The following is a 15,160-nucleotide window of genomic DNA, read 5'->3' as shown; positions in this document are numbered from 1 at the left end:
CTTACGGTCTCAGCTGTCAATCCCATCGGTAGCTCACCTGTCCCATGACGTGTCTGCTGGTCAGTTCGGCCGACGCCGCCGAGTAGTCGAACTCCGCCACCATCGTCTCGATCGTCGACTCCTTGACGGCGGCCGTCTCGGTCCCGCTCGGCGGGTCGTCCCACTGGCGCGGGTCGAAGTCCTCGAAGGTCCGGCTGACATCGTCCCAGTCGTGGCTCTCGAGGACGCTCTTGATGACCGGAATCGCCGTCAGGTCGACGTTCGCCGCCGAGAAATCCTCGTCGCGGTGCTCCCACGCGTGGCGGTTCAGCGACGTGATCACCTTCTCCCGGCGGAAGTTCCTGACGCTCTCTCTGGGGAGATTGCCCTGGTATTCGTCCTCGGAGAACCGCCCGAGGTGCTCGATCTCGAACAGCTTCATCTTCAGCGGGTCCGGCTCGACCTCTTCGCCGCGGTCGTTGTACAGCGGCTCGTCGGTCTCCCAGGCGTAGACGTGTTCGACGTACTCGGCGACGGTCTCCTCGTCGACGCGTTTCTCGTGCATGATCGCCTCGATAACGTCCGACTCCTGCTGGTCGAAGACGTAGTTCTTGACCGGCACGACGCGGTTCTCGAACTCCGAGCGTTCGCCCGTCGAGAAGACCGGCGCGTTCGCCATCCCTTCGGCCATCGAGTTCAACACGTCGCGCGGCATAACCACGTTCTCGACATCGAGTTCGGGGTGGTGGCGGTCCCGCTCTGTCTGGAGCAACTCAGCGAGCGTATCGCGCGTGTACGTGACCGGGATGCCGTGATCGCCGTCGTTGCCGTCGTCGTCGAAGTCGAACTCGTCTTTCTCCCGGCGCGTGTCGCCCTCCTGGAGGAATCCCTGATCGTAGATCAGCGCCTTGTCGACCAGGTCGAGCCCGTTGGGCAGGTTCTCCTCGTCCAGGCGCGTGACGACCGCGTACAGCGCCGCCGCCTCGATCGCGTGCGGGGCGAACTCGCGGGTTCGCGTGTCGCCGTCCTGGCCCTTGATCGTCGTCGTTACCGGCTCGCGGATGCGCGCTTCGAGTTCGTCGTAGCTCTCGGCCTCCCAGATTTCCGTCTCGTTCGCCAGTTCGCGGCGGATGAGTTCGGTTTCGAGCGAGAGGTTCGTCAGGTAGCCAAAGCGGTGTTTGTCGAGGCGGCGCTTGAGCGCTTTCAGCGGGTCCATACCGTTCCGGTCGGCGTGCTGGTTGAGCTGGGCCTCCAGATCGGGGTTCGAGATGATCAGCAGTTGCGTGTCGACGTCCATCCCGATCCCCTTGTCCAGCTTGACGGACTGCTCGTCGGGGACGTTCAGCAGCTTCTGGAGGAGGTCGGCGTGCTGGGCCGCGTCCTCGACGATGGTGAGGACGCCGTTGCCCTGCGACAGTACCCCGTCGTAGCTAAAGGCCTGCGGGTTCTTCCGGCCTCGCGAGTCGAGTTCCTGGAGCATCCCGTGCATCCAGGAGCCGACGAGCCGTTCCTTCGGACGGCCCTCGTCCTCCGAGTGCAAGACGCCGACGCCCTGCCCGTGGTCGACGACGTAATTTTTCACGCGGAGGTGCTCGTCGTCGGCGATCGCCGAGAAGAGATCGTCGCTTCCCTCCCGACGATAGCGCTCCTCTAAGAACTCGTAGGCTTCCCGCGAGAACGGATCGAGTTCGGTATCGATCCGGACGGGGACGTGGTCGTCGAGTTCGGCGTTCAGATCCGCGAGCAACTGCGAGCGGACCTGCTCGGGAAACACCGACAGCGGATGGACCTGGACGGGGCTCTCGTACCAGTTCTGGTCGTCGCCGGCGGTCGGATCGACGCCGTAGCTCAGGCCGCGGTCGCCCGTCTCGGCGGTGGTGACGTTCCACTCGACGGTGTAGCGTCGCCCGTCGGGCGTCTTCGAGTACTCCCGGAGGCCGTTGACGAGACACCGCTTGAGTTCCGACTTGCCCGTCGCCGTCGGGCCCTCGAACCAGATGATCTTCTCGTCTTTGCCGCGACCCGCGGCGATCGACCGGAGGTCGTCGACGAACCCGTTCAACACCTCCGTATTGCCGAGAATCGCGTGCTCACCGTCGTTGTGCGGATCGTCGAAGAAGCGATAGCGCTCTTTCTCCTCGCCCTCTTCGACTACCGTTCGCGTCCCGGCGGCTTCGATCGCCTCGAGCAGGTACTTCGACGCGTGCGAGGCGATCGTCGGGTTCTCGAAAATCCGGTCGACGTACGCCGCGAGACTCATCGGCTCCTCGTAGGTCTCTTCGAGTTCGCGATCGGCCTCGGTGACGTAGTCGTGTCCGGTCATGTTAGTCTTCCATCTCGGCTTTGGCGACCTCCGCGCCAGCGAACTCGAGCACTTCCTTGGCACCGCCCTCGGAGTAGCCCTGTTCCATCAGCGCGTCGATCCACGCCGAACGCTCGTCGTCGTCGAACTCGTTGGCCGACACCAGCGCCGAGAAGTTGATGTTGTGCTTCTTGTCCTCCCAGAGCTTGCGTTCGAGGGCGCGACGCAGGCGCTCGTTGTCCTGCGGGTTGAAGGCCTCGCCCTCGCGGGCCCTGCGGCTGACCCAATTGCTCACTTCCTGGCGGAAGTCCTCCTTGCGGTCTTCGGGGATGTCGAGTTTCTCCTCGACCGAGCGCAGGAACGTCTCGTCGGGTTCCTGCTCGCGTCCGGTGAGTTCGTCCTCGATCGTGTCGTCGTCGATGTAGGCCATGACGTGGTCCATGTACTTCTCGCCCTGGCGCTGGATCTCGTCGAGATCGTAGGCGAGCGCGTGGCGCACGTCCTCGATGGCGCGTTCCTTGTACTCCTCGCGGACCGTCTCGAGGTAGCGGTAGTAGGTCTCGAAGTTGTCCTCCGGGATGGAGCCGTGGTGTTCTAAGTTCTCCTCGAAGAAGTTGAACACCGTCAGCGGCGAGAGGAAGCCGCGAGAGCGGTGTTTGGAGTCCATGATCGCCTCCGCGATTTCGTCGCCGATGAACCGCGGCGAGATACCGACCATTCCCTCGCCGATTTCGGCCGTCTGCTCCGCCTCTTCGCGGAGCTTCTTGATGTCGATGTCGTCGCCCTCGTCGATTTCGCCGTTGTAGGCTTTGACCTTCGAGAGGAGGTCGACCGTCTCGGCGTCAGGCTCCTCGATCCGGGTGAGGACGCCGAACAGGCCGGCCATCTCCAGGGTGTGTGGCTCGACGTTGATGTCCGGCACGTCGGCGTTGTTCAGCATCTTCTGGTAGATCTGGGACTCGTCCTCGTAGGACAGGACGTACGGGAAGTCGATCCGCTTGGTGCGGTCGTTGAACGCCTCCATCTTCTCGTCGCCCTTCTTGTCCTTGTACTCGGGCATGTTCGTCCGGCCGACGATCACCTGGTCGATGTCGATCCGCGGGTTGTTCTTCGGCTTGATCGTCTGCTCCTGGGTCGCGTGCAGGAAGTCATAGAGGAACTCGCGCTGGAGTTTGAGCAACTCCTCGCCGGAGAAGATGCCGCGGTTCGCGTTACAGAACGCCCCCGAGTAATCGAACGCGCGCGGGTCCGACTCGCCGTAGATGGCGATCTTCGAGTAGTTAACGTCACCCGTCAGCTCCGTTTCGTCCTGGTTCTTCTTGTCCTTCGGCTCGAAGGTCTCCAGTCCCTGCCGTTTGTTCTCGTCGGCGACGAAGCGGATGATCTCGACGTGGTTCTCTAACACCTGCTGGAGGTCGTCGTCGTAGTACGCGAGCAGTTTGTCCATGTAGAACTCGCTCTCCGGATCGAGCGACTGCTCGTTTTGGATCGTGTACGGCGCATCCAGACGCTCGTTGACATCGTCGATCACCCGCTGGCGCTGCTCGTACGGCAACAGGACCAGCGGGTCCTGGTTCATCGGCGACCGAACCGTATCGTCGGCCGGGTCCTGGTCTTTGATGACATCGCAGAGGTTCGTCCACCGGAAGGTGTACATCCGCCCCTCCTCGTGCATCGTGTAGTCCTCGAAGTACTCCCGAACCTGCTTGTCGAAGTGGGACTTCCCCGAGCCGACCGGGCCGAGCAGGAGTTTGATCCGCCGTTCCGGTCCCAGGCGTCTGGCTCCCGACTTCACCTTGTTGACGAACTCGTGGATCGACTGGTGGATCACGGTCCCGTAGAAGGTATTCTCACCGTCGTTTAACGGGTCTTCACTGGCTAACTGGTACTCGACGACGCCTTCGGTCTCGTCGTACGTCGTCCCGTAGTAGTCGAACATATCCGCAACGCGCTGGTGGGCGTTCCGGGTGATCTTCGGGTCGTCGTACACCGCTTCTAGGTACCAGTCGAAAGACTTGGTCTCCCGCAGGTCCGCGGGCATCGATTCCTTGTACTCCGTGCTGAGTTGCTCGAGTGTCTCGATGTCACCGGTCATTGTATCATTGCCAGTTGTGGATCCCCGTCGGTCGTGAGCCGAGAGTCGGTCCGATCGCCAACCCTCAGCGTCGCGGCTACCCTCCGGAACGAGACGGGGGCTCTCGAAGAGGGCATACCCGTGCGGGCGACAGCGGCTTTCTCTGTCATGTGTGAACTCCCACCATTCACCGATGGCCGGTGACCACGTCTGGAAGCGTGGGCAACGTACCAGGGTGGGCGTGGGGTGAATCGGTCCGACGGACGGATACCGATAGTATTTAATGAGTGAGTAATCCAGGTACTTAACGTTGGCCCCAAAAGGTATTTATTAGGAGATTATTACGGGAGATATATGCCACTATTCTCTACAGACGAATGGTATCGTGGACCACAGTTCGTGCCGAGCGACGTAAATAGCCGGCCTGCATTACCGTGGTCCACTCGCGCGCGCTCCGGTACCGGACCTGATATGTCTACGGATATCAACAGTCGGGTTCGTTGCAGTAACTGAAACGCTACTCAGCGCTCGGCGACGACGGAGATTTAGGGACAGTCCTCCTACCCTCACTATGACCGATCTCGCAGCGCTCCCCGATTCCTGGGACGTCTGGGCCGAGGGCGAGGACGGCCGCCTCGTCCTGGCGTACCGTCCCGATATCTTCAACGGCAACGACCTCCCCGCCCCCTGCCTCCCGACGCTGTATCTCACCCACGGCAAGCGCACGCGTCGCCCCGGCCAAAATCCAACCGACACGACCGGCCGAAACGACTGGTACGTTACCCTCTATCTCGAACCCGAAATTACTCTCGACGGCGGCACCCAATTTTCGACGCGCTCCGACGCGCTCTCTGCCGTGCTCGAACTCGCACGGCAGTTCGACGCGGGCGAAATCGATTATAGAGACTGCTATCAGGTCCCGCGCGAGCGGTACTTCGCGCGACTCGACGAGTTCACCGGACGCGAATCAGTCGGCGAGAGCGGGGGAGAGTGAGACGCGTTCAGCGATCGATCCAGACGGCGGGACGTGAGGCTTAACCGCGAGTGGTGAGTTATCTCTACTATGTCTACTGTCACGCTCGTCGGCTCCCGGCTCGCCGAACCGGGAACCGAGTTCATCTACCAAGGCGAGGCCGACGGCTGTGCCGGCTGTCCGTACCGGAGCCAGTGTCTCAACCTCTCGACGGGGACGACCTATCGCATCACGTCGGTTCGCGAGAACGCACAGACGCTTGAGTGTGCGATGCACGACGGCGGCGTCCGCGCCGTGGAAGTCGAACCCGTCCCCGTGCGCGCGAACATTCCGACGAAGGGGGCGTTCGCCGGGAGCAAGGCGAGTCTTGCCGGCCCCTGTCCGTACGTCGAGTGCCCGAGCCACGAGTTCTGCGAGCCCGACGGTGCCGACTTCGACGAGGAGTACCGGATCAGCGAGATGCTCGGCGACCCGCCACACGACGACTGTCACCTCGACCGATCGCTACAGCTCGTTGAACTCGAACAAGAGGACTGAACGCGGTCGGTATCGCCCGGTTAACTCTGTTCTTGTGCGGACTCGTCGTCGAGCCAGGTGCCGGCCCAGCACTCGATTTCGTCGAAGACGGGTTCGAGGGATTCGCCCTTGTCGGTGAGGCTGTAATAGGTCGCGATCGGGGCGTCCTCCTCGATGCGGCGCTCGACGAAGCCCGTCTCGCCGAGATCGTCGAGGACGCGCGAGAGCGTTCGCGCGTTCGCGCCGGTCGAGCGCTTGAGTTCGTTGAACCGCTGTTCGCCCGAGAGCAGTTCGTGGAGGACCGCCAGTCGCCACTGAGAGCCGATCTGTTCGAGCGATTCGATGACTGAGCAGGCACCGGCGTCGGTTTCGCGGGTATCGATCTGCTGGGAAGACATTCGATTGACAGTCCCTACAGCGTGGAGTACTATAGCAGTTCGGAAACGAACTAGCTAACGTGGCGTTATCGCTGTCCGGCCGAGTTCGCGAGTCTCCGCAGACGGCGCTGGCCGAGTTCAGAACGCGTTTCGACTGGAACGGCGGGATTTACGACGCATGTCGTCCGCGAAACCACCACACCTGCCGGAGAATCGTCCCAACAGGACAGTTATGTACCACTAGCAACAGGTATTGGATGTGAAGACTGATACCACACGACGGGGTATCCTCGCCGGAGTGTTGGCTGCCGGTGTCGGCGGGCTCACGTTGACGTCTGCCCGGGAGTTGCTCGATCAGTTCGCACCGCTCTCGGGCGACGCCTGGGACGCGGCGGATCGGTCGCTCCCGGACACAGTCGAGAGTCCCTACGGCGAGGCCAGCGTCCGCTACGACGAGTTCGGCGTGCCGACGGTCGCGGCCGACGACGAGGCGGCGGCGTACTTCGCCGTCGGCTACACGCAGGCGTTCGATCGGCTCTTTCAGCTCGACCTCCAGCGGCGGGTCATGCGCGGACAGGTTTCCGAACTCGTCGGCGAGTCGACCGTCGCGGACGACGAATTTCACATCGCGATGGACTTCGCGGGAGCGGCCGAGGCGACCTGGGACCACGTTGCCGAGACGCCGGCCGGGCCGCTGATCGAGGCCTACGCGGACGGCGTCAACGCGGTGATCGAAGACGGGCAGCTCCCCCTCGAGTTCGAACTGCTCGGGGCCGAGCCGGAGCCGTGGACGCCGGTCGATTCGATGCTGATGGAGAAACAGATCTCGTGGGATCTGACCGGGAATTTCGCCGAGTTGCGTCAGGCGCTGCTCGCGGATCGACTCGGCGAGGAGACCGCGGCTGAACTCTATCCGGAACAGTTGGATCACGACGTGCCGATTCTTCGGGACGCGGTCGAGGGGGAGCGACTGAGTGAAGATGCAGACGAACGCAGTGACGGCGAGACGGGGCGCGAAAACGGTGCCGGAGCGGCGATCGACAACGGAACCGAAGGCGAAGACGCGAACGCTGCGGGCCGATTACGGCAGTCCGAGACCGAGACCGGTACTGACGTTGATACTGATACGGGTACTGCTGGCGATACCGCCGCCGTCGGCCCGGCGCTTCTGAACTGGCTCTCGCGATTCGAGTCGCCGCCGGGCGTCGGTTCGAACAGCTGGGTCGTCTCCGGCGAGCACACCGAGAGCGGAACCCCGATCGTCGCCTACGACCCGCATCTCACCCTGATGACGCCGCCGCTCTGGTACGAGCAACACGTCGAGACGCCCGAGTCCTCGGTTCGCGGCGCGACCTTTCCCGGCGTCCCGTTCGTCATCGCCGGAGCCAACGATAGCGGCGTCTGGTCGTTCACCAACGTCGGCGCGGACGTACTCGACTGCTACGAGTACGAGTTCGACGAGGCGGGCGAGCGCTACCGCTACGAGGACGAGTGGCGCGAGTTCGAGACCGAGAAACGCGAACTCGCCGTCGCGGGCGGAGAGAACCGCACGATAACGGTCAGGAAGACGGTTCACGGGCCGGTTCTCGAGCGCGAGAGCCAGACCGTCGGCGTCGCCTGGACCGGCCACACGGCGACCCGGACGACCGAGGCGATCTACGAGTTCGGTCGGAGCGGCGGCCTCGACGACGTGCTCGAGTCGACCCGAAAGTTCGACCTGCCGACGCAGAACCTCGTCTACGCGGACGCCGAGGGGCGGACGATGTACTACGCGACGGGTAAGCTCCCGATTCGGGAGGTCGACGGCGAGGCGGTGGCCGGAAACCGTATCTTCGACGGCTCCGCGGGCGAGGGGGAGTGGGAGGGCTTTTCCCCATTCGGCGAGTCCTCCTGGGAGGGATTCGTCCCGTTCGAGGAGAAGCCCCACGTCATCGACCCCGATGTACTCGCGACGGCGAACCAGCGCGTGACCGACGACCCCACCCACTACGTCGGGACCGCCTACGCGACCCCCTACCGCGGGCGGCGGATCTACGACCGACTCGACGAGCGCGTCGAGGGCGGCGAACCGACCGATCTCGACTTTCATCGTAGCCTCCAGGACGACGTGTACGACGGTCGGGCGGCCCAACTCGTTCCCGACCTTCTCGACGCCGTTCGAACGAGCGAGACGAGCGGGCTCGCGGACGCCCGCGACGAACTCGAATCGTGGGACTACCGCATGGACCGCGACTCCCGCGGCGCGCTCGTCTTCGCCCGCTGGTTCGAGCACTACCGGCGAGAACTCTTCGAACCCGCGTTCAACGACGCGGGGCTGGACGAATCGTACTACCCGAACGATTGGGTCGTGGCGACGCTCCCCGCCGACAGCCAATTCTTCGCCGAGCGCTCGCGAGCCGAGACGATGGTCGCCGCGCTCGAGACGACGCGAGACGAACTCGACGAGGAGGGCTGGGACGCGTACGGCGACTGGAACTCGACGCGGGCGATCGAGCATCCGTTCAGCGTCGAAGCGCCGTTTCTGGACTACGAGACGCGGCCGGTCGACGGGTCGCGGGCGACGGTCAAAAACTACCGCGTCGACTCGGCCGTCGGCTCGAGCTGGCGGATGGTCGTCGAACCCGGCGGCGACGCGACGGCGATTCTGCCCGGCGGGAACTCGGGCGACTACTTCTCCGAGCACTACGACGACCAGTTCGACCGGTGGCGAAACGGCGAGCAGAAAGCGATGGATCGGACGGTCGATGGCGGCGAGGCGGACGTCTCGTTCGTGGAGGACGGCTCATGAACGGCGACTCGACCGACGGCAACCGCGCCGAGCTGGAACCGACGGCGGTTGCCGACGCCGATGGCGATACCGACACCGCCACCAACACCAGCACCAGCACCGACACCGATGCCGGCACCGCTGACGGGAACCGATCGCCCGTCGCTGAACTCGGGCGTCGGCTGGCGGTCGTAAGGGCCGATCCGCGCCAGCGCGCCGTCGCGCTCGTCCTGACGACCGTCATCGGACTCGCGCTCGCGTGGCTCCACTGGTTCGGGCTGGTGCTTGCGGGCGCGCTCGTGGGCCTCGCCTCCGCGAACCTGTGGCGCGCGCTCGCCGCCGCGGTCGGCTTCGGGCTGATTGCCCTCGGAGTCTTCGCCGTTAGTCTGGGCGGTGCGACCGCGACTGTTATCGAGATGCGGCCGGTCGTCTATCTCACCGTCGGCAGTGCGATCGGGCTGCCGGTGCTCGGCTCGTTGGTCCGGGGACTCGTCTAGCCTGGGTGGTGACTCCTCGGACGAGAATCGGCGACGGTCGCAGTCCCGACCCGGACAGAACTGTTTTCTTCCCGCTCGTCGAGCCTTGCACATGGAGTACACGACGCTTGGAAACACCGGCATGGAGGTCAGCCGCCTCTGTCTCGGCTGCATGAGCTTCGGATCGAGCGACTGGCGCGAGTGGGTACTCAAAGAATCGGAAAGCACGGAGATCATCGAGCGCGCCATCGACCTCGGGATCAACTTCTTCGACACGGCCAACATGTACTCGCGGGGCGAATCCGAGCGCATCCTGGGCGACGCACTCGCCGAGTTCGACTACCGCGATGCGGCCGTCGTCGCGACGAAGACCTACTTCCAGATGCGCGACGACGACCCGAACTCGGGCGGGCTCTCGCGAAAGGCGATCGAACAGGAACTCGCCGCCAGTCGCGAGCGCCTCGGCGTGGACGCGATCGACCTCTACCAGATCCACCGTTGGGACGACGACACGCCGATCGAAACGACCATGCGCGCACTTGACGACGCCGTCCGCCGCGGCCACGTTCGGTACGTCGGTGCCTCCTCGATGTGGGCCCACCAGTTCGCCGAGTCGCTGTACGCGAGCGACCGACTCGGACTCGACCGGTTCGTCACGATGCAGAACCACTACAACCTCGTCTACCGCGAGGAAGAACGCGAGATGCTGCCACTCTGTGCGAAAGAAAACGTCGGCGTCCTCCCCTGGTCGCCGCTCGCCCGCGGCTACCTCACGCGTCCCCACGAGGACATCGACGCGACGACGCGCGGTAAGACAGAAGAATACCTGTACGACCACCCCTACCGCGAGGGCGGCGGCCCCGAAATCAACGAGCGCGTCGCCGAACTCGCCGCCGAAAAGGGCGTCACGATGGCACAGATTTCCCTTGCCTGGCTGCTCCACAAGGACTGGGTCGACGCACCGATCATCGGCACGACCAGCGTCGAACACTTAGAGCAGGCCGTCGAAGCGCTCGATATCTCGCTGTCGGCGTCCGACATGGCCTATCTCGAGGAACCGTACGAACCGGTTCCCGTGTCGGGCCACTCGTAACTGCACTCGATTACGGAAGTTCCTCGGCGGCGGCGACCAGTTCCGCCTCGGTTTCCCAGCGGTGGAGTCGCCCCTCCGACTCGAGCAGCTCGAAGACGCCGTCTTGCATCCAACCGAAGGGATGGTCGTCCTCGCCGTCCGGGTACTCGCGCTTGAGGACGTGACTCTTCTCGAAGAACTCTGACGTGCCGGCGAGCAGCCCCTGTTCGACGAGGAAGTCGCTCGGCTCCTTCTCGGCGACGCCGACCACGTGCGTGACGAGATCCGCGATAAGGCAAAACTTCTGAATCCCGTTTTCCCACTCGCCGCGAACGTCGACCATCCGGAACGCGTAGGCATCGGATCGTCGATTCAACCGGTCGACGACGAGGTTGAGCCGCCGGATCGGTTCGCGGTCGTAGCTACCGAGGACGAAATAGGAGCGGTCGCTCTCGTAGATCGGCGTCAGCTCGCTCAGCGAGTGCAAGATGGCCTCGTTGTCCGCGAGCGAGATGTCCTCCCGGTCGAGTCGCTCGTAGGCACTCGTGAGGACCGACTCGGGGACGGCTGGCTTTGAGTCTGTCATGTGCAATGAGTGTCGGCAATCGACCATAGTAGTTTCCGGGTCGTTTCCGATTTTCCGATTCTTCGTCCTCGATCGAGAAAGGGACGATAGAGGACCCAAGTCCCGAGAAAGTAAGGGACAAGTATCGGAAATCAATCGGAACTCCACCAGTTCAGTATCTTACTCGAGAGTGATTTACTCCAGAGTAACTTACTTGGTGTCCCAGCACGTAGCCCGCCGTATGAGTACCCGGCTCGGCACGACCGAGGGACCGAACGCCCGCGAGCTCCTTCACTTCGTCACCCAAGAAACGCGATTTGCACTGCTCATGAACGTCCTACAACACCCCGAGCAACTTCCCTCGATGTACGAACTCGAGCAGTTGAATCCGAGCGTTAGCGAGGCGACCGTGTACAAACACGTCCAGAAACTGATCGAGGCCGGGATGCTCGAAGGGGTGGAGCTGTCCGAAGACGAGCGCCAGCAGGGGTATCCGTGGAAATTCTACAGGCTTACTGCTGAGGGGCGGCAGTTTCTCGACGAACACAATCTGCTCGCCGCGGAGGAGACGCTCCAGCACCTGTACGAGACGATTTCCGATAAATCGGCGAAGATGCAACGGTACGAGAGCGCGCCGCGGCCGTCCGTCGAGTGAGTGGGCGCGGGCCGCGTCGTTCAGCGCACGTCCGCACCGGTCGAGTGTAACCGCGGATTCGGCGGGGTGGGCGACGGGATGAATCAGGAGAACCGCGAAGCGATGTCCGCCTCGGTGATGATGCCGACCGTCTCGCCGGCTTCGGTGATCATGACGGCCTTGTAGTGCTCCAGCAGATTACTGATCTCATCGAGCGTCGCGTCCTTCGAGACGGTTGGGAAACTCTCGCTCATGTGGTCCGCGATCGGCTCGTCACGGGCCGCAGCATCCAGGTGGACGAGGTCGCTCTGACTGATCGAACCGACGGGAATGCCGTCCTGGATCACGGCGAGTTGCGAGTAGGCTTCCTCTTCCATCTTGCGTGCGGCTTCCGTAACGGGGTCGTCCGGCGACACGTTCACGACGGCTTCGTTCATCAAGTCTTCCGCGCGCACCACGTCGCTTTCGGCCTTCTCCAGCGCGTTGACGATCCGTCGAAGCGTCGAGAGGCGGGGGTCGACGTCGCCGCCCTCGATCCGGGCGATCAGCGGCTGAGAGACCTCGGCCTTGTCGGCGAGTTCACTCTGCGTTAACTCGAGTTCGGTCCGGCGCTGGCGAAGGTCCGCGGGCGTGGGAAGTTCCATACCGATGGATAACCAGGGGTTATAGAAAGTCCTTTGGGTGGCTGGCAGTCCGCGTCCGAAGCGGGGTGTTACAGGGGCTATTCGTCCTCGGGGACTTCGATGATTTCGACGACGGAGAGGGGGACGTCTCGGAGCGCGCCGCCGACTTCGCTCTTTGCGATTCGGGAGGCGTGTTCCTCGCTGTCGGCGTTGAAGACTTCCATCTCGAGAGCGAGGCCGACGAGCGCGGTTTCGGCTGCGACGAACGCCGAATCGAAGGGCTCACCGCACGCGGGACAACCCGTCGCGCCGACTTCGACTTCGACGTAGTCCATATCTTCGCTGTTGAGGCGCTTGCCGGCTTCGCTGACCGCGACGCCGATCGCGTCGTCGATCGCGTCGACATCCCGAACGAGCCATGCTGCTTCCATCGCGACGAGGTAATTGCCCATATTTCGTGGTCGGTCCGGGGGGTTTCCTGTCTTGCGGTTCGATGCTGACCGGAGAGCAACCGCACGAGTGTTGCTTATACTGCCGGACGAAAGTCAGTGAACACTCGATCGTGTCTCACGGAGCGTCGCTTGTGGCGACGACCGTTTGAGTGCGATCGACGTGTGAATAGNTGAACACTCGATCGTGTCTCACGGAGCGTCGCTTGTGGCGACGACCGTTTGAGTGCGATCGACGTGTGAATAGTTTTGTCCGGCAGTATTACCCGCGTGTGCCAGCGCCTCGGTGCGCACGCGAATCCGATCATCCCTGTAAGTTATGCAAATTGAGCCAGTCGATTCCCGCCTGCATAGCCGGATGTCGGGACGAGTACAGGTTCAGTTGCTCGAACTGAAAGTAGTTTTGAATCGCCGGACGGCTCCGCCCCTATCTGGAATTAACAAACATTATGATTTTTCCATCTTACAAACGCTTATATATCACCTCCGTCTGTCCCACGACTGAACGCTGATGATATCCCGCGTCTACCGCGCAACGCTGTTCGCACTGTACCAACTCTGCATCGTGGCCGGTATCGTCGCCATGCCGCTCGCAATCGCCGCCCGCCAGGCCGGAATCACGCTGCCCATCCACCGACTCATCGACACCGTCGAAACCGCTTACGACGCCTCCCAGCCCTGATCACTCGCTGAACTCGTTTGCTCGGCTGCTCGTCTCGACCCGGTAGCGACGCGAGTATCCGGTAGTGTGCCGAGCCGAAGCTGAACTCGGACGAAGCGGAAACAAGGACGATGACCGCCGATGTTTTATATCGTGCCGGTCGTAATCTTCGGTCAATGCGAGCACCACAGCATAATTCGGAGTTTTCCCGGACGGTCGATCAGTTGGCCGACGATTCGAACCCTTACGCGCCGGAGGTCGGATCGCTGCCGCAGAACGACCTTTCGCGAGCCGATCTGGACAACGTCAACAAGACGGGGACGACGACGATCGGCATCACGACCGAGGACGGCGTCGTCATCGCGACGGACATGCGCGCCAGCCTCGGCGGCCGGTTCGTCTCGAACAAGAACGTCCAGAAGGTCGAGCAGATTCACCCGACCGGCGCGCTGACGATGGTCGGCAGCGTCGGCGGTGCCCAGTCGTTCATCTCGAGTCTCCGCGCCGAGGTCAACCTCTACGAGGCCCGACGCGGGGAGCCGATGAGCATCGACGCGCTGGCGACGCTCGCCGGTAACTTCGCTCGCGGCGGTCCGTTCTTCGCGATCCACCCCATCCTGGGCGGTGTCGATTCGGAAGGCAGCCACGTCTACAGTATCGACCCCGCCGGCGGCGTCATGGAAGACGACTACACCGTCACCGGCAGCGGGATGCAACTCGCCTACGGTCTGCTCGAACAGGAGTACGAGGACGGCCTCTCGAACGACGACGCGACGACGATCGCCGCCCGCGCGATCAAGTCCGCCGCCGAACGCGACACCGGCTCCGGTAACGGCGTCTTCCTCTGCGAGATCACCGACGAGGGCGTCGAGATCAACGGTCACCACGACTTCGAGGAAGTCGTCTGAACACAAACGACCTCGATCCCGAGTTCAGGAGCACCGGCCCGTCCACTGGGGCTGTTGGCAGCTTTTCTGGCTGGTGCTATTGTAGTGTAGAGATCCGTATCGTTGTCGGTACGCTAGTGGAATAGTGGCTTGTCCGACGAAACCGAGACCGGATGCGAGTCGCGTTCAGTCGTCGGCAGTCCGTTCTGCGTCCGCGCGCTCGTTCGTCGAATCGAGGACCTCCTCACGGTGTTCGTCGAGCAGCGGAGCGCGACCGCGCGGTTCGGGCGGCGTCTCGGTCATTTTGATCGGCGAGCCGGCGATTTCGACTACCTCGTCGGTGCCGGGTTGATCGACCGGGACGAGCATGTCGCGCGCGTGAACGTGCGGATCGTCGAAGATATCCTCGGTGTTTTGCACCGGCGCGACGGGAACGCGCCCTTCGAGTTCGGCGACGAGTTCGTCCGTCGTTCGATCCGCGGCCCAGTCGGCGAGTTCGGCGCGCAAGAACTCGCGGTGTTCGAGTCGGTCGGCGGTGGTGGGGTAGTCGTCGGCGAGGTCGTCGCGGTCCATGGCGGCGCAGACCTCGGTCCAGTGGTTCGTGCCGAACGCGGCGATGACGGCGTGGCCGTCGGCGGTTTCGAAGGCGTTGTAGGGGAACAGCGTGGGGTGGGAGTTGCCCTGTCTGGTGGGCGGGGTACCGGTGTAGGACTGCTGGTAGATGGCGCGTTCGGTCATGCTGATCATCGAGTCGTACATGCCGGTGTCGACGTACTGGCCCTCGCCTGTCTCTTATACACATCTC

The 15,160-nt window shown here is 63.2% G+C and carries 14 protein-coding genes and 1 pseudogene; 8 read left to right on the top strand and 7 right to left on the bottom strand.

The genetic code is table 11. The features are described from left to right. Positions 1-16: 16 nt before the first annotated feature. The gene (locus tag C480_RS02100; RefSeq protein ID WP_006663971.1) at positions 17-2,302 is read right to left on the bottom strand and encodes a PrkA family serine protein kinase; all 2,286 of its coding nucleotides are present in this window, start codon (positions 2,300-2,302) and stop codon (positions 17-19) included. Between the two features lies 1 nt (position 2,303). Then, positions 2,304-4,376: a PrkA family serine protein kinase gene (locus C480_RS02095; protein WP_006663970.1), complete on the bottom strand. Its 2,073-nt coding sequence runs from the start codon at positions 4,374-4,376 to the stop codon at positions 2,304-2,306. Positions 4,377-4,926: 550 nt separating this feature from the next. On the opposite strand from C480_RS02095, the gene C480_RS02090 reads away from it, so the two are divergent. Both C480_RS02090 and C480_RS02085 read left to right on the top strand, forming a co-directional pair. Beyond that, positions 4,927-5,349, top strand: coding sequence for a DUF5820 family protein (locus C480_RS02090; protein ID WP_006663969.1), 423 nt, complete (start codon positions 4,927-4,929; stop codon positions 5,347-5,349). 69 nt (positions 5,350-5,418) lie between these two features. Continuing rightward, positions 5,419-5,865 (top strand): UPF0179 family protein, encoded by a 447-nt coding sequence (locus tag C480_RS02085; RefSeq protein ID WP_006663968.1) that lies wholly within the window; start codon positions 5,419-5,421, stop codon positions 5,863-5,865. 20 nt (positions 5,866-5,885) lie between these two features. Here C480_RS02085 and C480_RS02080 read toward each other — a convergent pair whose 3' ends face one another. After that, a complete protein-coding gene (locus C480_RS02080) occupies positions 5,886-6,242 on the bottom strand; it encodes a winged helix-turn-helix transcriptional regulator (protein WP_006663967.1) in 357 nt (118 codons plus the stop codon). A gap of 238 nt (positions 6,243-6,480) precedes the next feature. On the opposite strand from C480_RS02080, the gene C480_RS02075 reads away from it, so the two are divergent. The 3 genes from C480_RS02075 (at position 6,481) to C480_RS02065 (ending at position 10,557) form a co-directional block, all read left to right on the top strand. Next, complete coding sequence (locus C480_RS02075; RefSeq protein ID WP_086009639.1) at positions 6,481-9,009, top strand: penicillin acylase family protein; 2,529 nt, start codon at positions 6,481-6,483, stop codon at positions 9,007-9,009. Continuing rightward, positions 9,006-9,485 (top strand): hypothetical protein, encoded by a 480-nt coding sequence (locus C480_RS02070; protein WP_006663965.1) that lies wholly within the window; start codon positions 9,006-9,008, stop codon positions 9,483-9,485. The genes C480_RS02075 and C480_RS02070 overlap by 4 nt, the downstream gene beginning before the upstream one ends. Positions 9,486-9,576: 91 nt before the next feature. Beyond that, positions 9,577-10,557: an aldo/keto reductase gene (locus tag C480_RS02065; protein ID WP_006663964.1), complete on the top strand. Its 981-nt coding sequence runs from the start codon at positions 9,577-9,579 to the stop codon at positions 10,555-10,557. A gap of 10 nt (positions 10,558-10,567) precedes the next feature. Here the strand turns inward: C480_RS02065 and C480_RS02060 are convergent, their stop codons facing one another. Continuing rightward, positions 10,568-11,122: a hypothetical protein gene (locus C480_RS02060; protein ID WP_006663963.1), complete on the bottom strand. Its 555-nt coding sequence runs from the start codon at positions 11,120-11,122 to the stop codon at positions 10,568-10,570. Positions 11,123-11,342: 220 nt separating this feature from the next. Between C480_RS02060 and C480_RS02055 the strand changes: the two genes are divergently transcribed. Further along, a complete protein-coding gene (locus C480_RS02055; RefSeq protein WP_006663962.1) occupies positions 11,343-11,756 on the top strand; it encodes a helix-turn-helix transcriptional regulator in 414 nt (137 codons plus the stop codon). 83 nt (positions 11,757-11,839) lie between these two features. Here C480_RS02055 and C480_RS02050 read toward each other — a convergent pair whose 3' ends face one another. Continuing rightward, entirely contained in the window at positions 11,840-12,379 is a 540-nt protein-coding gene (locus tag C480_RS02050) for a CBS domain-containing protein (RefSeq protein WP_006663961.1), read from the bottom strand. 77 nt (positions 12,380-12,456) lie between these two features. After that, positions 12,457-12,810, bottom strand: coding sequence for a DUF555 domain-containing protein (locus C480_RS02045; RefSeq protein WP_006663960.1), 354 nt, complete (start codon positions 12,808-12,810; stop codon positions 12,457-12,459). A 508-nt stretch (positions 12,811-13,318) separates the two neighbouring features. Between C480_RS02045 and C480_RS23690 the strand changes: the two genes are divergently transcribed. Then, on the top strand, positions 13,319-13,489 hold the full coding sequence (locus C480_RS23690) for a hypothetical protein (RefSeq protein ID WP_006663959.1): 171 nt from the start codon (positions 13,319-13,321) through the stop codon (positions 13,487-13,489). Positions 13,490-13,644: 155 nt separating this feature from the next. Beyond that, positions 13,645-14,376, top strand: coding sequence for an archaeal proteasome endopeptidase complex subunit beta (gene psmB / locus C480_RS02040; RefSeq protein ID WP_006663958.1), 732 nt, complete (start codon positions 13,645-13,647; stop codon positions 14,374-14,376). A gap of 165 nt (positions 14,377-14,541) precedes the next feature. Here the strand turns inward: psmB and C480_RS02035 are convergent. Further along, positions 14,542-15,147 (bottom strand): annotated as a pseudogene (locus C480_RS02035) (CoA transferase); the annotation flags it as partial. Between the last annotated feature and the right edge of the window lie 13 nt (positions 15,148-15,160).

The organism is Natrialba aegyptia DSM 13077 (assembly GCF_000337535.1).
GTDB classification, from domain to species: Archaea; Halobacteriota; Halobacteria; order Halobacteriales; family Natrialbaceae; genus Natrialba; species Natrialba aegyptia.
Note: the sequence above shows the minus strand (reverse complement) of the source record. Positions and strands in the feature narration are given on the sequence as shown.